The 19,698-nt window shown below is 73.0% G+C and carries 9 protein-coding genes and 2 pseudogenes; 7 read left to right on the top strand and 4 right to left on the bottom strand.

Features of this window, described 5'->3' with window-relative positions; translation table 11 throughout:
* Positions 1-198: 198 nt before the first annotated feature.
* The 6 genes and pseudogenes from ACZ5GT_RS23805 to ACZ5GT_RS23780 form a co-directional block, all read left to right on the top strand.
* Positions 199-5,412, top strand: a pseudogene (locus ACZ5GT_RS23805) (type I polyketide synthase); the annotation flags it as partial.
* Positions 5,413-5,477: 65 nt separating this feature from the next.
* Positions 5,478-8,570 (top strand): annotated as a pseudogene (locus tag ACZ5GT_RS23800) (type I polyketide synthase); the annotation flags it as partial.
* A gap of 50 nt (positions 8,571-8,620) precedes the next feature.
* The gene (locus ACZ5GT_RS23795) at positions 8,621-9,415 is read left to right on the top strand and encodes an arylamine N-acetyltransferase family protein (protein WP_469029303.1); all 795 of its coding nucleotides are present in this window, start codon (positions 8,621-8,623) and stop codon (positions 9,413-9,415) included.
* 15 nt (positions 9,416-9,430) lie between these two features.
* A complete protein-coding gene (mhpA, locus tag ACZ5GT_RS23790; protein WP_469029298.1) occupies positions 9,431-11,056 on the top strand; it encodes a bifunctional 3-(3-hydroxy-phenyl)propionate/3-hydroxycinnamic acid hydroxylase MhpA in 1,626 nt (541 codons plus the stop codon).
* 223 nt (positions 11,057-11,279) lie between these two features.
* Positions 11,280-12,689, top strand: a complete 1,410-nt coding sequence (locus ACZ5GT_RS23785) for an MFS transporter (RefSeq protein WP_469029293.1) — start codon at positions 11,280-11,282, stop codon at positions 12,687-12,689.
* Between the two features lie 155 nt (positions 12,690-12,844).
* Entirely contained in the window at positions 12,845-13,945 is a 1,101-nt protein-coding gene (locus ACZ5GT_RS23780) for a Gfo/Idh/MocA family protein (RefSeq protein ID WP_469029291.1), read from the top strand.
* A 145-nt stretch (positions 13,946-14,090) separates the two neighbouring features.
* On the opposite strand, the gene ACZ5GT_RS23775 is transcribed toward ACZ5GT_RS23780, so the two are convergent.
* Genes ACZ5GT_RS23775 through ACZ5GT_RS23760 form a run of 4 tightly spaced genes read right to left on the bottom strand, consistent with a single transcriptional unit; the run spans position 14,091 to position 17,964 of the window.
* Positions 14,091-14,900, bottom strand: coding sequence for a DUF2306 domain-containing protein (locus ACZ5GT_RS23775; RefSeq protein WP_469029286.1), 810 nt, complete (start codon positions 14,898-14,900; stop codon positions 14,091-14,093).
* Positions 14,901-14,940: 40 nt separating this feature from the next.
* On the bottom strand, positions 14,941-15,162 hold the full coding sequence (locus ACZ5GT_RS23770; protein WP_469029280.1) for a ferredoxin: 222 nt from the start codon (positions 15,160-15,162) through the stop codon (positions 14,941-14,943).
* A 5-nt stretch (positions 15,163-15,167) separates the two neighbouring features.
* A complete protein-coding gene (locus ACZ5GT_RS23765; protein WP_469029277.1) occupies positions 15,168-16,430 on the bottom strand; it encodes a cytochrome P450 in 1,263 nt (420 codons plus the stop codon).
* Between the two features lie 40 nt (positions 16,431-16,470).
* Positions 16,471-17,964, bottom strand: a complete 1,494-nt coding sequence (locus tag ACZ5GT_RS23760; protein ID WP_469029274.1) for an FAD-binding oxidoreductase — start codon at positions 17,962-17,964, stop codon at positions 16,471-16,473.
* Between the two features lie 202 nt (positions 17,965-18,166).
* On the opposite strand from ACZ5GT_RS23760, the gene ACZ5GT_RS23755 reads away from it, so the two are divergent.
* The gene (locus ACZ5GT_RS23755; RefSeq protein ID WP_469029271.1) at positions 18,167-19,504 is read left to right on the top strand and encodes an acyltransferase family protein; all 1,338 of its coding nucleotides are present in this window, start codon (positions 18,167-18,169) and stop codon (positions 19,502-19,504) included.
* Positions 19,505-19,698: the final 194 nt, after the last annotated feature.

The raw sequence follows: 19,698 nt of genomic DNA, 5'->3' as shown, positions 1-19,698 counted from the left end.
CGCCGCAGCCAGCCCCAGTCCATCCACCGAACGAGCCCTGAAGGGACAGACCGGGCCATGCCCAACGAACCCACGGCCACTGCCGGTTCCCCGCAACAGTCAGCCACACCCAGTTCCCCCAGTTCCCCCAGTTCCCCCAGTTCATCCGGTTCCCCCGGCACCTCCGGCGCTTCCGGCGAGCAGAAGCTGCGGGGATACCTCAAGCGAGCCCTGGTCGACCTCCAGCAGGCCAACCAGCGCCTGCACGACATCGAGGCCGCCCGCTCCGAGCCGATCGCGATCGTCGGCATGGCGTGCCGGCTGCCGGGCGGGGTGAGCAGCCCGGACGAGCTGTGGCGGCTGGTCGCCGAGGGCCGGGACGCGGTCTCCGGCTTCCCCGAGAACCGCGGCTGGGACCTGGAGCGGCTCTTCGACCCCGACCCCGAACGCCCCGGCACCTCGTACGTGAACCAGGGCGGGTTCCTGCACGACGCCGACCGGTTCGACGCCGCGTTCTTCGGCATCAACCAGCGCGAGGCACTGTCCATGAACCCGCAGCAGCGGCTGCTGCTGGAGACCTCCTGGGAGACCTTCGAGCGCGCCGGCATCGACCCGACGAAGCTGCGCGGCCGACGCGTCGGTGTCTACACGGGCGTGATGTACCACGACTACGGCCCCGACATGGAGAACGCGCCGCCGGAGGTGGAGGGTTACCTCAGCACCGGCACCGCGGCCGCCGTCGCCTCGGGGCGCATCGCCTACACGCTGGGACTCGAAGGGCCCGCCGTCACCCTCGACACGGCCTGCTCGTCCTCGCTGGTCGCCCTGCACCTGGCGATCCAGGCGCTGCGGAGCGGCGAGATCGACATGGCGCTGACGGGCGGCGCCGCGGTGATGTCCGGCCCGGGCGTGTTCGTGGAGTTCTCCCGGCAGCGCGGACTGTCCCCCGACGGCCGCTGCAAGGCCTACGCCGATGCCGCCGACGGCACCGGCTGGGCCGAGGGCGTCGCCACCATCCTTGTCGAGCGGCTGTCGGACGCGCGGCGGTCGGGGCATCCGGTGCTGGCGGTGGTGCGTGGTTCGGCGATCAATCAGGACGGTGCGTCGAACGGTCTGACGGCGCCGAGTGGTCCGGCTCAGCAGCGGGTGATCCGTCAGGCGCTGGCGAACGCGGGTCTCGCGCCGGACGGGGTGGATGTCGTCGAGGGCCACGGTACGGGGACGACTCTCGGGGATCCGATCGAGGCGCAGGCGTTGCTGGCGACCTACGGCAGGGACCGTGAAGTGCCTTTGTGGCTGGGGTCGTTGAAGTCGAACATCGGGCATGCGCAGTCGGCTGCGGGGGTGGCCGGGATCATCAAGATGGTGCAGGCGATGCGGCACGGGGTGCTGCCGAAGACGCTGCACGTCGATCAGCCGTCCACGAAGGTGGACTGGGGTTCGGGTGCGGTGGAGTTGCTGACGGAGGCGCGGCCGTGGCCGGCGCTGGAGCGGCCGCGCCGGGCGGCGGTGTCCTCGTTCGGTGTCAGCGGCACCAACGCCCACGTCATCCTCGAACAAGCCCCCGACCAGCCCGAAACGCCCGTTGGGCCCCGGCCACCCGCGATTCCCTGGCGCATCTCCGCCAAGACCGAGGCCGCCCTGCGTAGCCAGGCCCGACGGCTGCTCACGGCCACGGAAGACCTCGACCCCGTGGCCGTGGCGCAGACCCTGTCCCGCAGCCGTGCGGTGTTCGGTGAGCGTGCGGTGGTGATCGGCGCCGATGGTGAGGAACTGGCGCTGGGGCTGCGGGCGCTGGCGGACGGTGTGCCGTCTCCGCATCTGGTGACGGGCACCGCGGATGTGGAGGGACGGACGGTGTTCGTCTTTCCCGGGCAGGGGCATCAGTGGGCGGGCATGGGCGCCCGGCTGATGGAGAGCGAGCCGGTGTTCGCCGCGGCTGTCGCGGACTGCGCGCGGGCGCTGTCGGCGTACGTGGACTGGGATCTGCTGGAGGTGCTGCGGCAGGCGGACGGCGCGCCCGGTTTCGACCGGGTGGATGTGGTGCAGCCGGCTTCCTTCGCGGTGATGGTGGCTCTGGCGCGGTTGTGGGAGCACCACGGGGTGCGGCCGGATGCGGTGGTGGGCCACTCGCAGGGCGAGATCGCGGCCGCGCATGTCGCGGGCGCGCTGAGTCTGGACGACGCCGCCCGGGTGGTGGCGTTGCGCAGCCGGGCGATCGGTGCGCGGCTGGCGGGGCTGGGCGGGATGATGTCGCTGCCGGTGCCGCAGGCCGAGGCGGAGGAGCGGATCGCCTCCTACGGGGGGCGGATCGAGATCGCCGCGGTCAACGGTCCGACGTCGACCGTGGTGGCCGGTGACGCGGAAGCCCTCCAGGACCTCTTCGCCAAGGCTGGCGGGGAGGGGGTCCGGGCGCGGATGGTCCCGGTGGACTACGCCTCGCACACCGCCCATGTCGAGGCCATCGAGGGGGAGCTGGCAGAGCTGCTGGCGGGGCTGGTGCCGCAGGCGCCGGGCATCCCGATGTACTCGACCTGTGAGGGCGGGTGGCTGGACGGCAGTGTGCCGTTGGACGGGGCGTACTGGTACCGCAATCTGCGGCAGCGGGTCCGTTTCGCGGAGGCGGTCACCGCTCTGGTCGGGGACGGGTTCCGGGCGTTCGTGGAGGTGAGCGCGCATCCGGTGCTGGCCACGGCGGTGCAGGACCTGGTCGAGGCGCATGCCGACACTCCGGCGGTCGTCACGGGCACACTGCGCCGGGACGACGACACCCCCGCCCGTGTCCACACCTCCCTCGCCGTCCTGCACACCCGCGGCGTGACCACCGACCCGCTCCCCGACTCCACCGGACACTCCCACGTCGACCTGCCCACCTACCCCTTCCAGCACCAGAGCTACTGGCTTCGGGCTCCCGAGTCCGCGGGCAACCTCGGCACCGCCGGCCTGGACGACGCCGAGCACCCGCTGCTGGGTGCGGTCGTGGAACTCCCCGAGGACGGCGGGGTGCTGCTGACCGGTCGGCTGTCGCTCGCCTCGCATCCGTGGCTCGCCGACCACGCGGTGTCCGGCACCGTCCTCGTGCCGGGGACCGCACTCGTCGAGATGGCCGTGCACGCCGGGGACCAGGTGGGCGCGGGCGCCCTGGACGAACTGGTCGTCGAGGCACCGCTGGTGCTGCCAGCCTCCGGCGAGGTGCGGGTGCAGGTGACCGCCGGTGCGCTGGACGAACTGGGCCGCCGCAGCGTCACGGTGCACTCGCGCGGCGCCGACGGCGAGGCGTGGACGCGGCACGCCTCCGGGTTCCTCACCGCCCCGGCCGACGAACCGGCGGCGCAGAGCTTCGACTTCGGAGTCTGGCCGCCCGAGGGCAGCGAGGCCCTGTCCGTCGCCGACTTCTACGACCTGCGGTACGTCGCCGGGTACGAGTACGGCCCGGTGTTCCAGGGCCTGCGACGGGTGTGGCGGCGCGGCGAGGAACTGTTCGCCGAGGTGGCGCTCGGCGAGGAGGCGGCCGGGGACGCCAAGGCGTTCGGCCTGCACCCGGCGCTCCTCGACGCGGCCCTGCACACGGCCGCGTTCGCGGACCGGCCGAAGGACGAGCGCACACTGCTGCCCTTCGCGTGGAACGGGGTCACCCTGCACGCCACCGGTGCCACGGCCCTGCGGGTACGGCTCGCGCCCCGGGGTGCGGACGCGGTGTCCGTGCAGGCCGCCGACGAGACGGGGAACCCCGTGGCGTCGGTCGGTTCGCTGGCCTTCCGGGCGGTGGACCCGCGTCAGCTCGGCTCCGGGGACGACGGTCTGCGGGACGCGTTGTTCCGGGTGGAGTGGCGGGAGGTCCGTACGCCGGAGGAGACGGCGGGGGCGGACTGGCCGGTGCTGGATCTGACCGGCCGTACCGGCGAGGACGTGCGTGTGCTGGCGGGGGAGGTCCTGGCCGCGGTGCAGGCGCACCTGGCCGGGGAGGACGAGGACGCTCGTCTGGTCGTCCTGACCCGTGGGGCTCTCGATGATCCGGCTCAGGCGGCGGTGTGGGGCCTGGTGCGGACCGCGCAGAACGAGCACCCCGACCGCCTGGTCCTGGTCGACGCGGCCGAAGGGGACGAAGGCATGCTCCCCGCCGCACTGGCTACCGGTGAGCCGCAGCTGGCGCTCGCCGACGGCCGGATCCGCATCCCGCGGCTGGCCCGGGCGGAGGCGGCACAGGGCCCGAGCCCGCTGGACCCGGACGGCACCGCGCTGATCACCGGCGGTACCGGCACCCTGGGTGCCCTCGCCGCACGGCATCTGGTGACCGAGCACGGCATACGGCACCTGCTGCTGCTCAGCCGCCGCGGACCGGACGCCCCCGGCGCCGACGCCCTCACCCACGACCTGGCCGCCCTCGGCGCGCGCGTCACCGTCGTCGCCGCCGACGCGGCCGACCGGGACCAGCTCACCGCCGCGCTCGCGGCCGTCGACCCGGATCACCCCCTCACCGCCGTCATCCACACCGCCGGCGTGCTGAGCGACGCCACGTTCGGCGCGCAGACACCGCGGCACCTCGACGCGGTGTTCGCGCCGAAGACGGACTCGGCCCGCAACCTGCACGAGCTGACCAGGGATCAGGATCTGGCCGCGTTCGTGCTGTACTCCTCCGCGGCCGGCACCCTCGGCAACCCCGGACAGGCCAACTACGCCGCCGCCAACGCCGCGCTCGACGCCTACGCCCGCCGGCTGCGCGCCGACGGCGTCCCCGCCGTGTCCCTCGCCTGGGGCCTGTGGGCGGACGCGAGCGGCATGACCGGGCATCTCGACGGGGGCGACCAGGACCGGATGAGCCGACAGGGCGCCCTGGCCCTGACCGCCGAGGAGGGCATGGCCCTGTTCGACGAGGGCCTGCGGTCGCCGGAAGCGGTGCTGGTGGCGAGCAGGATGAACGTCCCCGCGCTGCGCGCCGCGGCGGCCGAGGGAACCCTGCCGGCCGTCTTCCGCTCGCTGGTGAGCCCGCCGCGCAGGGCGGCACACGGTGCCCGGCCCGACGGGGAGTCCCTCGCCGGGCAACTCGCCGCACTGCCCGAGGCGGACCGGCCGCGCCGGCTGCTGGAGCTGGTGCGCGGCCACGCTTCGACGGTGCTGGGCGGCCAGTCGGTACAGCCCGCGCAGGCCTTCAAGGACGTCGGCTTCGACTCGCTCACCGCGGTGGAGCTGCGCAACCGGCTCTCCGCCGCGACCGGCGTACGGCTGCCCGCCACGCTGATCTTCGACCACCCGTCCCCGGCCGCGCTGGCCCGCCACCTGCTGGCCGAACTGCTGCCCGAGACCGCGCCGGAGCAGAAGGAGACGGCCGCGGCCCCGGTCGCCGCCGTGGCGGTGGAGGAGGAACTGCACCGGATCGCCGCCATGGACGCCGACGACCTGGTGGCCCGCGCGCTGGGCGCCCTCGGCAACTGACCAGCCAACCACCGGACAGGGAGAGAGTGATGGGTACCACGCCCAGCGACAAGATCGTCGAGGCGCTGCGCGCCTCGCTGATGGAGAACGAGCGCCTCAAGCAGGAGAACCAGCGGATCACCGCGGCGGCCCGCGAACCGATCGCGATCGTCGGCATGGCGTGCCGGCTGCCGGGCGGCGTGAGCAGCCCGGACGAGCTGTGGCGGCTGGTCGCGGAGGGCCGTGACGCGGTCTCCGGCTTCCCCGAGGACCGCGGCTGGGACCTGGAGCGGCTCTTCGACCCCGACCCCGAACGCCCCGGCACCTCGTACGTGAACCAGGGCGGATTCCTGCACGACGCCGGCGAGTTCGACGCGGGCTTCTTCGGGATCTCGCCGCGCGAGGCGCTCGCCATGGACCCGCAGCAGCGGCTGCTGCTGGAGACCTCCTGGGAGGCACTGGAGCGGGCGGGCGTCGACCCGACCGCGCTGGCCGGCGGCCGGGTCGGGGTCTATTCGGGGGTGATGTACCACGACTACGCGCCCGGTCTGGAGTTCTCCCCGAAGGGCCTGGAAGGGTTCCTCGGTACTGGCAACTCCGGCAGCGTGGCCTCCGGCCGGGTCTCGTACACGCTCGGCCTGGAGGGCCCGGCGATCACCGTCGACACGGCCTGCTCGTCCTCGCTGGTGGCCGTGCACCTCGCCGCGCAGGCGCTGCGCAGCGGCGAGATCGACATGGCGCTGGCGGGCGGCGCCGCGGTCATGGGCACGCCGGGTGTGTTCGTGGAGTTCTCCACCCAGCGGGGGCTCGCGGCCGACGGCCGCTGCAAGGCGTTCGCGGAGGCGGCCGACGGCACCGGCTGGGCCGAGGGCGTCGGTGTCCTCGCCCTGGAACGGCTGTCGGACGCGCAGCGGCTGGGCCACCCGGTGCTGGCGGTGGTGCGCGGCTCCGCCGTCAACCAGGACGGCGCCTCCAACGGCCTGACCGCGCCCAACGGCCCCTCCCAGCAACGCGTCATCCGCCAGGCCCTGGCCAACGCCGGCCTCACCCCGGACGGGGTGGACGCGGTCGAGGGCCACGGCACCGGCACCACGCTCGGCGACCCGATCGAGGCGCAGGCCCTCCTCGCCACGTACGGCAGGAACCGCGGATACCCGCTGTTCCTGGGATCCCTGAAATCGAACATCGGGCACGCCCAGTCGGCGGCCGGGGTGGCCGGCATCATCAAGATGGTCCAGGCGATGCGGCACGGGGTGCTGCCGAAGACGCTGCACGTCGACCAGCCGTCCACCAAGGTCGACTGGAGCGCCGGAGCGGTCGAACTGCTCACCGAGCGGCGGGAGTGGCCGAGGACCGGCCGGCCGCGCCGGGCCGCGGTGTCCTCGTTCGGCGTCAGCGGCACCAACGCCCACGTCATCCTCGAACAGGCCCCCGACCGGCCCGAAGCGCCGGCCGCGCCCCGGCCCGCCGTCGTCCCCTGGCTGCTCTCCGCCAAGACCGAGGCCGCCCTGTCCGCGCAGGCCGGCCGGCTGCTGGAGACCTCGGGGCAGCTCGACCCGGCGGCCGTCGCACACGGGCTGGCGTTCCACCGCGCCCGCATGGACCGGCGCGCGGTCGTGCTGGGGACCACGTCCGAGGAGCTGTCGGGCGGGCTGAAATCCCTGCAAGCGGGGGAGCAGTCGGCGCACGTGGTGACCGGTACCGCGGACCTGGACGGCAAGACGGTGTTCGTCTTCCCCGGCCAGGGACACCAGTGGGCGGGCATGGGCGCCCGGCTCCTGGACACCGAGTGGGTGTTCGCCCAGACCATCACGGACTGCGCCCGAGCGCTGTCGGCGTACGTCGACTGGGACCTGCTCGACGTGCTGCGGCAGGCGGACGGCGCACCCGACTTCGACCGGGTCGACGTCGTCCAGCCGGCCTCCTTCGCCGTCATGGTCGCCCTGGCACGGCTGTGGCAGCACCACGGCGTGCGGCCGGACGCGGTGGTCGGCCACTCCCAGGGCGAGATCGCCGCCGCGCACATCGCCGGCGCGCTCAGCCTGGACGACGCCGCCCGGGTGGTCGCCCTGCGCAGCCAGGCCATCGCCGGCCGCCTCGCCGGACGCGGCGGCATGATGTTCCTGCCGGTGCCGCGGGCCGCCGCGGAGGACCGGATCGCGGAGTACGCGGGACGGATCGAGATCGCCGCTGTCAACGGGCCGGCCTCCACCATCGTCGCCGGTGACGCGGACGCGCTGCGGGACTGCCACGAGGCGGCGACGGAAGCCGGGATCCGCGCCCGCATGATCCCCGTCGACTACGCCTCCCACACCAGCCACGTCGAGGCCATCGAAGACGAACTCGCCCAAAAGCTGGCCGAGTTGACGCCGCGGAAGCCGGACATCCCGATGTACTCCACGTACCGCGGGGCCTGGCTCGACGCCACCACCCCGCTGGACGCCGCCTACTGGTACGGCAACCTTCGCCACGAGGTCCGCTTCGGCGCCTCCGTCGAGGCCCTCTTCGACAGCGGCCACCGCGCCTTCGTCGAGGTCAGCGCCCACCCGGTGCTGAACATGGCCGTACGCGAGACCGTCGAGGGCCGGCCCGGCGCCGCCACCGTCGTCGTGGGGACGCTGCGGCGCGGCGAGGGCGGCCCCGAGCGGTTCGCCGCATCGCTCGCCGAGCTGTACGTGCGCGGCGCCGACGTCGACTGGAGCGGCCTGCTCGGCCCCGACGCCGGGCTCCCCGCCGAGGCGGCCGCGGCCCTGCCCACGTACGCCTTCCAGCACCGCCCCTACTGGCTCAAGCAGTTCCAGCCCACGGGCCCGACGCCCGACGTCCCGACCATCCCGCACCCGGAGAGCGACATGACCACCGACGCGCACGACCAGGAGTCCTTCCTCGACCGCTTCGCCGCCCTGCCCGCCGAGGAGCGCCCCGCGGCCCTGCTCGACCTGGTGCGCGCCGAGACGGCCGCCGTGCTCGGCCACTCCGACGCCGACGCGGTCGACGCCGACGAGGGCTTCTTCGACATCGGCTTCAACTCGCTGACGGCCGTCGAACTGCGCAACCGCCTCGCCGCCGAGATCGGCGCCGAACTGCCCGTGATGCTCCTGTTCGACCAGCCCACGCCGAGCCTGCTCACCGAGTACCTGCTCGGCCAGGTGGCCGCGCCGGCCGCCGAGTACGCCTGAGCCGCGACGACCACCACCACCGCCACGCCCCGAAGGGAACGGACCACACGATGTTCGACCTCGACCACTACCTGGCCAGGCTGGGCCACACCGGGCCCGCGCCGGCGCCCACGCTCGAGACGCTGCGACTGCTGCACAAACGCCACCTGATGACCGTCCCGTTCGACAACTTCCTCAACGAGGCCCGCGGCACGGCCATCTGGGACGGCGTGGACATCGACGTCGACGCCGTCTACCAGGAGGTGATCGTCGGCGGCCGCGGCGGAGTCTGCTACGAACTCAACGGCCTCTTCCGCGCCCTCCTCACCCGCCTCGGCTTCGAGGTCGTGGTGCTGTCGGCCGGGGTGCGCGGCCCGGACGGCTCCTACGGACCGGACATGGAGCACCTGTTCAACGGCGTGCGCATCGACGGCGAGTGGTACCTGGCGGACGTCGGCTACTCCGGCCCGTCGCTGATCGAGCCGGTGCGCGTGTCCGCCGAACCGCAGGAGCAGTACGGGACCGGCTTCCGCGTCCGGCAGGAGGACGACGGCTTCCACTACCTGGAGCGCCGGCCGCGGGACGGCGAGTGGGGCGTCATCCACCGGTTCCGGCTGCGGCCGCGCGCGTTCTCCGAGTGGCTCGACGCGGACAATCCGGAACTCGACGCGTACGCCCGGATGCTCGCCGCCCATGTGACGTACATCCGCGGACGGGCCCTGGAGAACGGGCAGATGACGCTGACCGGCCGCCGCCTGCTGATCGTCGAGGACGGCCGGGAGCGGGTGCGGGTCCTGGTGAAGCCGGCCGACTACGAGGCCGTGCTCGACGACATCCTGCTGCGGACCCGGTCCGCGGCGGCCTGAAGGGGGGAGACGCGTATGACCGCAACGGCTGCCGACCCCCGCTGGTGGCCCGACGAGGTGGCGGACCTGCTCGTCGTCGGGTACGGGCCGGTGGGCCAGGTGCTGGCCAACCTGATGGCGCGGCGCGGACGGCGGGTGATCGTCGTCGAACGGCACCCGCGCCCGTACCCGATGCCGCGCGCGGTCGCCTTCGACGGCGAGGCCGCCCGGATCCTGGCCGCGGCCGGGGTCGCGGACCACCTCACGGCGGTCGGCGAACCCTCCGGCGACTACCTGTGGCGCAACGGCGAGGGCCGCGACCTGCTCTACATCGACGCGGCCGAGGTCAAGGGGCGCAACGGCTGGCCCGAGTCGACCTCCATGTACCAGCCCGGCCTGGAGGACGCGCTGATCGCGTACGGCAAGCGGCTGCCCAACCTGACCGTGCTGCGCGGCTACGAGGCCGTGGAACTCTCGCAGCACGAGGACGGCGCCACACTGCGGGTCGTCGACGGCGACGGCGTACGGCGGCTGCTGCGCGGCCGCTGGGTGGTCGGCTGCGACGGCGCGAACAGCTTCGTCCGCCGCACCATCGGCACGGACTTCGAGGACCTCGGATTCCACCACGAGTGGCTGATCTGCGACCTGGCGCTGCACGACGACCGCACGTTCGTGCCCAACAACCTGCAGATCTGCGATCCGGCCCGGCCGCGTACCCAGGTCTCGGCGGGCCCCGGGCACCGGCGCTGGGAGTTCATGCTGCTGCCCGGCGAGCGGAAGGAGGACATGGACGATCCGCGGGTCGCCTGGCGGCTGCTCGCCCAGTGCGGCATCACCCCGGACGACGGGGTCATGGAGCGGCACGCGGTCTACACCTTCCAGGCCGCGACCGCCCGCCGGTGGCGCCTCGGACGGCTGCTGATCGCCGGTGACGCGGCCCACCTGATGCCGCCGTTCGCCGGCCAGGGCATGAGCTCGGGCTTCCGCGACGTCACCAACCTCGCCTGGAAGCTGGACCTGGTGCTGGACGGGCGGGCCGGCGAGGCACTCCTTGACACCTACGCCGAGGAGCGGCGGGCCCACGTGCAGCACGCCATCGGGATGTCGGTGAACCTCGGCAAGGTCATCTGCCAGACCGACCCCAAGGCCGCCGCCGACCGGGACGCGGTGATGATCGCGGCACGCGAGCGGCGCATGGCGCGTCCGCAGCAGTCCCCGTTCCAGCCGCTGACCCGGGGGCTGGTGTGGCGGGACGGCGCGGGCCGCAGGCGGCGCGGCGCGGGCGACCAGGTGCCCCAGCCGCGCGTCGCCGCCGGGACGGCGCACGGGCTGTTCGACGAGGTGGCGGGCCGGGGCTTCGTCTTCGCCTCCCTCGACGACCCGCGCGAGCTGCTCGGCGCCGAGCGGACCGCGTTCCTGGAGTCGCTCGGCGCCTACCTGGTGCGGCTGCTGCCCGCCGGCACCGATCCGGCCGGGGTGCCGGCGGGCAGCGTGGTGGACGTCGAGGGCGGCTTCGGTGCGTACCTCACCGGCACCGGGGCCCGCTGTGTGCTCGTACGACCCGACACCTACGCCTTCGGGACGGCCGACGGAGCCGAGGCGGCCGGTGCCCTCGTCGACGCTCTGCGGGATGCCCTGCACCTCGTGCCGGCGCCCGTATGAGGCACCCGCACACCCACTGTGACCTGCGCGATTACCGCACGGTTGCCGGAAGGTGGCCGTGCGCGTGGCGTACTTGATCCACGCGCGGGCGCGAGCGAACGCGTCGGCGGTGAGCCCTGGACTCCGAGCCACGACCACGATGTGACGACGAAAGAAGTGAGTGATGACCCCCCCGACAGCAGCGGGCCGCTCGCGCGGCCTCGCGCTCAGCATCCTCTGCGCGATGCAACTCATGATCATCCTTGACGGGACGATCGTCACGGTCGCCCTTCCGACCATCCAGAGCGGGCTCGGCTTCTCCCAGAGCGGCCTGTCCTGGGTGGTGAACTCCTACCTCATCGCCTTCGCCGGACTGCTGTTGCTGTCCGGCCGGCTCGGCGACTTGATCGGCCCGAAGAAGGTCTTCCTCAGCGGCCTGACGACGTTCACCGTCGCCTCCCTCCTGTGCGGCATCGCCAACACCTCCGAGCTGCTCATCGCGGGCCGCTTCCTGCAGGGCGTGGGCGCCGCGCTGGCCTCCGCGGTGGTGCTCGGCATGATCGTCGGCCTGTACCCGGAGCCGGGCGAGCAGGCCAAGGCCATGGGCATCTACAGCTTCGTCTCGGCGGGCGGCGCCTCGGTCGGGCTGATCGCGGGCGGCGTCATCACCGACGCCCTCGGCTGGCACTGGGTGTTCCTGATCAACCTGCCCATCGGTGTGGTCGCCCTGGTCCTCGGCCTGCGCCAGCTGGCCGCCCAGCCGGGGATCGGCCTGAGCGCGGGCGCCGACGCGATCGGCGCGGTCCTGGTCACCGTCGGCCTGTCGCTGGGCGTCTTCACCATCTCGCAGATCTCCGAGAACCGCTTCAGCACCGGTGAGCTGGCGCTCTACGGCGCGGTCGCGGTCCTGCTCCTCGGCGGCTTCGTGTGGCGGCAGGCCACGGCCCGGCGGCCGCTGCTGGCGCTGCGCATCTTCCGCAGCCGGGAGATCGTGGGCGCCAACCTCGCCGTGGTCCTGGTGTTCGCGGCCGGTTTCGGCTTCCAGTTCCTCAACGCGCTCTACCTGCAGCGGGTGCTGGGCTTCGACTCGATGCAGACCGGTCTGGCGTTCCTGCCGGCGCCGCTGGTGATCGGCACCATGTCGCTGTTCTTCACGGCGAAGCTCACCGGGCGCTTCGGCACCCGGCGGGTGCTGCTGACCGGTCTGCTGTTCCTCGGCGGCGGGCTGCTGCTGCTCAGCCGGGCGCCCGTCGACGGCGACTACTGGGTGGACGTGGCCCCCACCCTCGTCATCCAGGGCTTCGGCATGGGCCTGGCCGTGCCGTCGGTCATCATGCGGGCCATGTCGGGCGCGGCCCCCGAGGACGCGGGCCTGGCCTCCGGGCTGAACAACACGGCGCAGCAGGCGGGCGCGGCGGTGGGTCTGGCGGTCCTGGCGACGCTCGCCACCTCGCACAGCAACACCCTGCTCGACCAGGGCCGGCCGCAGCTGCAGGCGCTGCGCGACGGCTACAGCCTGGCCTTCGTGTTCGCCGCCGGCTTCGTGTTCCTGGCCTGGTGCGTGACCTTCCTGGTGCTCAAGGACAGCAAGGAGGCGGCCTCCGCGGAGGCGCAGCCCACGGCCGACGCCCCGGCCGTGAACGCCCACATCTGACTCGACCCCGACCAGTCGGAGCGTGGCCGGTGGACCCGGTCACGCTCCGACGCGTGTTCCCCGCGGCCACGCCGGCTGCGACGATCACGCACTCCGTAACCCGTAACCCGTAACCCGCAACCCGCAACTCCAACGCAAGCGAAAGAGGTTTCACCGTGGCGGACAGGATCCGAGTGGGAGTCGTCGGCGCACACGCCGAACGGGGGTGGGGCCGTGGCATCCACCTGCCGGCGCTGTCCGCGCTGGACGACTTCGAGATCGTCGCCGTCGCCGGCACGAGCCCCGAGTCGGCGCGCGCGGCGGCCGCGGTGTGGGGCGCAGACCGGGCGTACGACGACGCCCGCGCCCTCATGGCCGACCCGGACGTCGACCTGGTCACCATCGCCGTACAACTGCCGCAGCGCGACGGCCTGGTGGAGGCGGCCATCGACGCGGGCCGGCACGTCTACAGCGAATGGCCGCTGGCCCTGGACGCGGAGACCGCCGAGCACTTCGAGCGGAAGGCGCGGGCCGCCGGGGTGCGGCACGCGGTGGGGCTGCAGAGCAGGCACCACCCGGCGGTGCGCCTGCTGCGGGACCTGCTGCGGCAGGGCCTGATCGGCGAGGTGCTGTCGGCGTCGCTGCTGTACTCGCTGAGCACGCCGGAGGTGTGGTCCACGCGGTACGCGGCCCTGTTCGACCGGACCAAGGGCGTCAACCACGTGGCGGTGGTCGGCGGGCACTCGCTGGACATGTTCCAGTACGCCGTCGGGGAGTTCGCCGAGCTGTCCGCGACGCTCACCACCCGGATCGACCGGGTGACGATGGAGGAGACGGGGGAGCGGATCGAGGTCACGTCCCCGGACCAGATCGTGGTCGGCGGCCTGCTCCGCTCGGGGGCGGCCGCGTCGGCGCACTTCATGACCGGCGGCCCGCGCGGTGACGGCTTCCGCATCGAGGTGCACGGCCGCGGCGGGCGCCTGGTGCTGGTCTCCTCGGACGACTCCCTGGTCGGCCCGCAGTTCACCCTCACCCACGCCACGGCGAACGGCTCACCCGCGGTGGAGGTCCCGGTGCCGGACGCCTACCGGCCGCTGCTGCCGGGGCCGCCGTCGCCGGTGAGCAATGTCGCCCAGGTGTACACGGACCTGGCGCGGGCCATCCGCACCGGCGCCGAGTTCGGGCCCGACTTCACCACCGCGGTGCGCACCCACCGGCTGCTCGACGCCATCAAGTCGGCGGCCCTCCACGGCACCCGCGAGACCCTCGCCCCCTGACCCCACCCCCCCCGCACACACCACCAGGGGCCGCCTCCCCACAGGAGACGACCCCTGGCGACACCCGACGCGACCCGGGGCTGCGGCCCGGCGCGGGCCCGGGCCAAGGCCCGGCTTGGGCCGGGGTGTCGGATCTTCGCGGGTTTCAGGGACGCGGTGCTGTCGCCGCCGCCGCTGCCTGCCGGGCCGCCGCCTTGCGGCGGGCCTGGCGGGCGCGGTGGCGGGCTCCGGCGCCGCGCTCGATCAGCCACCACTCCGCGAACAGCAGCGGCAGGATCCAGCCGGGCCAGGACGCCAGACCGGCCCGCTGCTGACCCCAGGCGATCAGTTCCGCCACGTTGGTGGTGACGGGCGGCGGCAGGATGGTGTGGTCGTAGACCACCCCGAGGACGCGGCTCAGCACGATCGACATGGTGAGCGCGAAACTGCGCACCATCCACCGCCGGTGCTCGTCGACCCGGCCCTGCCGGGCCATGCGCACGCCCGCCGCGGCCGTGCCCATCCACAGCACCGACGTCATCATCGTGCTGAGCTGCATCGACAGCCCCGAAGGGCTCGCATAGGCCACCGCCAGCCCCGCCAGGCCGCCCGGCAGGACGGCCGCCACGTACAGCCGGCCGCTGAAGCGGTGCACCTGGGGCCAACGCTGCCGCAGGGCCGGCCACACCTGGAGGCAGCAGGTCACGATGGCGACCGTGCCGGTCAGGACGTGCACCACCAGCACCGGGTAGTGCCAGGGGTACTGCGGGTTCGGCGGGATCTTGGACTCCGCCGGGTCGAAGGTGAGATAGCGGGGGATGCCCATGACCAGGAACACCGCCACCACCAGGGCGAGCGGGCCCACCCAGGGCCGCCGCCACCAGCGCGGCGGCGCCCCGGGACCGTCGTCGGCTCCACGGCGCGCTTCCGCCGCGCCGCCCGGGGACCGCCCCGGCTCCGTCGTCGTGATCGTCACGCCGTTCTCCTGTCCGCACCGGGTCCCCAGCGGACCCGGGTCAGTCCACGGCAACCAGGGCTTCGCCGGTTGCCTGGTCGGTGATGTGGATGGCCCGGTACGGGCAGTAGTCCGCGGCGTCGAGCACGTCCTCGTCGGGCTCGATGCGGACCTCGACGGGCTGCGCCTTGCCGTCGACGAGCCGGAAGCGGTGCGGGAGCGTGCCGTTGCACAGCCCGGCGCCCATGCAGCTGCGGCGGTCGACCTCGATCTGCCAGGTCACGGCCGTCACCACCGGACGGGCAGCGCGGCGACACCGCGCACCACGTGGTCGCGCTTCCACGGCACCTCGGCGGCGGGCACGGCCAGTTCCAGGGAGGGCAGCCGGCGCAGCAGCGTGCCGAGGGCGACCTGGAGCTCCAGCCGGGCCAGCGGGGCGCCCAGGCAGTGGTGAATGCCGTGACCGAAGGCGATGTGCGGGTTGTGCTCGCGGGTCAGGTCCAGCTCCTCGGGACGCTCGAAGACCCGCGGGTCGCGGTTGGCGACCCCAGGGAACACCATGACGGCCTCGCCGGCCCTGACCGTCTGCCCGCCGAGCTCGATGTCCTCCACGGCGATGCGGGTGTTCTCCGAGTAGGGGCTGAGCGGGGTCACCCGCAGCAGCTCCTCGATAGCCGTCGGCAGCAACTCCGGCCGCGCGACCAGCCGTTCCCACTCCTCGCGCCGGCTGAGCAGGATGTACAGGTGGTTGGCGAGCTGGTTGGCGGTGGTGTGGTGGCCGGTGGCGAGGAGCGCGATCGACATGGTGATCAGCTCCTCCTCGCTGAGCCGGTCCTCCTCGTCGCGGGCGGCGACGAGAGCGGACAGCAGGTCGTCGCCGGGCTTGGCGCGCCGCTCGGCGATCAGCGAGGACATGTACTCCGGCAGCTTCTCGAAGCGTGCCTCGTTCATCTCCTCCAGCGTGTGCTCGTTGCCGATGGTCAGCCAGGTGTCGATCCAGCCGCGGAACTTGTAGTGGTCCTCCAGCGGCACGGCGAGCATCTCGCAGATCACGGTGATCGGCAGCATCCACGCGTACTGCGCGGCCAGGTCACCGGTGTTGTCCTCGGAGGCGAGCATGCGGTCGAGGAGTTCGTCGGCGATCTCCTGGGCGCGCGGGCGGATCTGCTCCACCCGGCGCACGGTGAACGCCTTGGCGACCAGCTTGCGCAGCCGCCCGTGCTCCGGGTCGTCCATGGAGACGATGTTCAGTTCCTCGTACGCCTTGCGGACGCGCGGCACGTCCTTGCCGACCGTGGCGGCCCGGCTGAAGCGCGGGTCGGCCAGGACCGTCTTGATGTCGGCGTGCCGGGTGGCGAGCCAGGCCTCGCCGCCGTACTGCATGTTGACCCGGGTGAGCGCCTGCTCCTCGCGCACCTGCGCGTACATCGGGTGCAGATCGGTGGCCACGGGCTCGGCGAACGGGTAGTCGAGCACCTTGTGCATGGGGCAGCCGGGCGGCGGCACGGCGGCGTCGCCGGGCTGGAGGCTGGCGTGGTCGGTGACCGTCATCGGAAGGTCGCCCTCTCTCTGGCGCGGTGGGTGGTGGTCGTCAGTTGCCGATGGCGCGGGGGAAGTCGAACAGGCGGTTGGGGTCGTAGACCTTCTTCAGTGCCCGCAGACGCGCGTAGTTGGAGCCGTAGTAGGCGTCCTGCCAGCCGCTGAGGTACAGGTCGGGGAAGTTGATGTAGGACTGTCCGTCGGACAGCGGGTCGATCACGCCGAAGCCCTTGGTGGCCCAGGCCACGGCGGCGCCGGCCTCCTCCGCGCTCGGGGCCGGGGTGGCCAGGGCCACGCCGTAGCCGACGTGGAACAGCGCGTTGCGGTGGACGAACGCGGTGGCGTCCGGCGCCTGGTCGGCGACGGCTCCGCCGAGGCCCATGAAGCTCAGGTACCGGGTCTGCCCGGAGCGCGGGTCGGCCTCGAACGCGGCCAGCGCCGCCGCGGTGCCGGCCGCCCCGAGCGGCTTGTCGAGCAGGCGGGCGCGCATGCGCTGCCACTCGGTGCGCGGGTGGGTGCCGCCGTCGGCGAGCCCGTACACGTACTGCATGCCCTCGTCGAACGGCAGGTCGAGCACCCGGCTGGTGGCGGGCTGCGACCCGACCAGCGAGGAGAGCTCGGCGAGACCCGCGGCCGCGTCCTCCGGGGTGGTGTAGTAAGCGCCCTGCTGGAGGATGACCGGCGGGTTCCCGGAACCGGCGTCCGGCTGGATGACGATGACCTGCCCGGTGGACCGGCGGGGTGTGCCGGCGTACCACTCCTGCCAGGCGGTGAGGAACCGTTCGGCGTCCGCCCAGTCCCAGGTCTGCTCGTAGAACACCATGCGCGGCGCGGAGATCGGCCGCAGCTCGAAGTCGACGACGACGCCGAAGTTGCCGCCGCCGCTGCCGCGCAGCGCCCAGAACAGGTCGGGGTTGGAGATCTCGCTCGCGCACACCAGGCGGCCGTCGGCCAGCACCACCTTGGCGGACACCAGCCGGTCGGAGCCGACGCCGAACCCGCGGCTCTGGTAGCCGATGCCGCCGCCGGAGACGTAGCCGCCGACGGCGACGTCGTGGCAGGTGCCCGTGACCATCTGCTGGTTGTACGGCTTCAGCGCCTTCAGCGCCTCGATGCTGATGGTGCCGGGGCCGACGTGCACGGTCGGGGAGCCGCCGCCGCTGACATGGTTGATGCGGCGTACGTCGAGGATCATGCCCTCGCCGGAGGACCAGCCGAGGAAGTTGTGACCGCCGCTGCGCACCCGCGGTCGGATGCCGTTGGCCGCCGCGAAACGGACCGCGGCCTGCACGTCCTGGGCGCTCTCGGCGTACACGACGGCCTGCGGGGTGAGGCTGTCGAACTCGCCGATGGCAAGCTGCTTGGCGGTGTCGTAGGCGGAGTCGCCGGGCAGCACGACGTCGCCGCCGACGGCTGCGCGCAGGCCCTCCCAGTCGGGCGAGCCGGCCGCGCGGATGGCGGCGGACGCCGACGTGGTGGCCGCGGCCCCGGCCGCCGCCGAAAGAGCGAGGGCGCCTCCGGCGCGGAGCAGGTTCCTTCGGTCCATCGTGATTCCTCCGTATGGCGTGAATACGCGAGAACGCTAGGGCGCGGACGTCCGTCCTGAATTCCCCTAACACCCCCCTGAATGCGGCCGCTCAATTCGTCCGGGGAATATACGGGTGCCGCTGTGCCGCGCTGTTCTTCTAGGCTCCCGGTATTCCCGGACATCAAACGGTTCATCGCTGAGGGAGAAACAGGAGAGCAACGTGACCGCAACCATTCCTGAGGTGGATTCCGACGCACCCGGACCACGGCGGAAAGCCCTGCCGTCCCTGACGGGCATGCGGTTCTTCGCCGCGCTCCTGGTGTTCTTCATCCACTCGCTGCAGCCGATCGGGCCGGTCGACCCCACGGGTCCCGTCAACCCGTTCGCGGACAAGTCCGTCGCGCAGGGCCTGCTGAAGTTCTTCGGGCCCGCCGGCTACCTCGGCGTCTCCTTCTTCTTCCTGCTGAGCGGGTTCGTCATCACGTGGTCGGTGCGGCCCGGGGAGCCGGTCACCGCGTACTGGCGGCGCCGGATCGTCAAGATCTTCCCCAACCACCTGGTGATGTGGACGGCGGCCATGCTGCTCTTCGCGTCCGCTTACACGCCGGTGAGCACCTGGCTGCCGAATCTGTTCCTGGTGAACTCATGGATCAACGAATTCACCGTGCAGATGAGCGTGAACGCGCCGTCCTGGTCGCTGTGCTCGGAATTGCTGTTCTATCTGTCGTTCCCCCTCCTGCTCCTCGCGGTGCGGCGCATAAAGACGGAAAACCTCTGGTGGTGGGCGGCCGGCACGGCGGCGGCCACGGTCGGGGTCGGTCTGGTGACGGTGTTTCTCCTGCCCGACACCCCGCGACTGCCGGTGATCCCGCTCTCTCCCACTCAGAACTGGTTCAACTACACGTTCCCGCCCATGCGGATGTTCGAGTTCGTGCTCGGCATGCTGCTGGCCCGGCTGGTGATGGCCGGCCGCTGGCCGCGCATCCCGGCCGGCTGGGTGGTGGCCCTGCTGGTGGCCGGCTACGCCGCCGCGATGTACGTCCCGGCGCCGTTCAACTTCGTCTCGGTGACTGTCGTGCCCTTCGGTGTCGCCATCGCCTCGGTGGCCCGCGCCGACGTGCACGGGGTGCCGACCCACCTCGACGGCCGGGTCCTGGTGTGGCTCGGCAACGTGTCCTTCGGCTTCTACCTGTGCCAGGGTGTGGTCCTCTTCTGGGGCCGTCAGGCGCTGCTCGGCAACGGCCAGTTCGGCACCCCCGTCGCGATCCTCGTGATGATCGGCATGTTCGCGGCCACCCTGCTCGCCGGCTGGCTGCTGTACGCCTGCGTGGAGACCCCGGCGATGCGGTACCTGAGCAGGTCCCGCGCCGACCGGGCCCGCGCCGGCCGGGTCGCCGAGGCCCGGGCCGCCGAGGCCCGCAGCGCCGCGGTCCGGACCGCGTCCGAGGTTCAGGCAGCACTCGACGTCCAGGCCGCGTCCGAGGTCCGGACCGCGCCCGGGGCGGCGGCGCAGCGCACCGCGCCGGTCCCCGCCCGGGGTACCGTCCGCCCGTCCTGAACCCCCTCGCTCCCTCCGTACCCGTCCCATCCCCCGTCCGGGTACGGAGGGTTCGCCCCGTGGGGGGGGGGGGGGGGGGGGGGGGCGCGAGGGGGGGGGGCGCGGGGGGGGGGGGGGGGGGGGGGGGGCCCGCCCGGGGTTCCGCCCCACGGTTGTTTGGGGGGGGGGGAAGGGGGAGGGGGGGAGGGTCAGCG

Source organism: Streptomyces sp. NPDC031340 (assembly GCF_055569945.1).
Note: the sequence above shows the minus strand (reverse complement) of the source record. Positions and strands in the feature narration are given on the sequence as shown.

Coding starts and splice junctions, on each gene's coding strand:
- ACZ5GT_RS23765 (WP_469029277.1), bottom strand. CDS start 16,430: ATGACGGTCACCGACCACGCCAGCCTCCAGCCCGGCGACGCCGCCGTG.
- ACZ5GT_RS23785 (WP_469029293.1), top strand. CDS start 11,280: ATGCAACTCATGATCATCCTTGACGGGACGATCGTCACGGTCGCCCTT.
- mhpA (WP_469029298.1), top strand. CDS start 9,431: ATGACCGCAACGGCTGCCGACCCCCGCTGGTGGCCCGACGAGGTGGCG.
- ACZ5GT_RS23795 (WP_469029303.1), top strand. CDS start 8,621: ATGTTCGACCTCGACCACTACCTGGCCAGGCTGGGCCACACCGGGCCC.
- ACZ5GT_RS23760 (WP_469029274.1), bottom strand. CDS start 17,964: ATGGACCGAAGGAACCTGCTCCGCGCCGGAGGCGCCCTCGCTCTTTCG.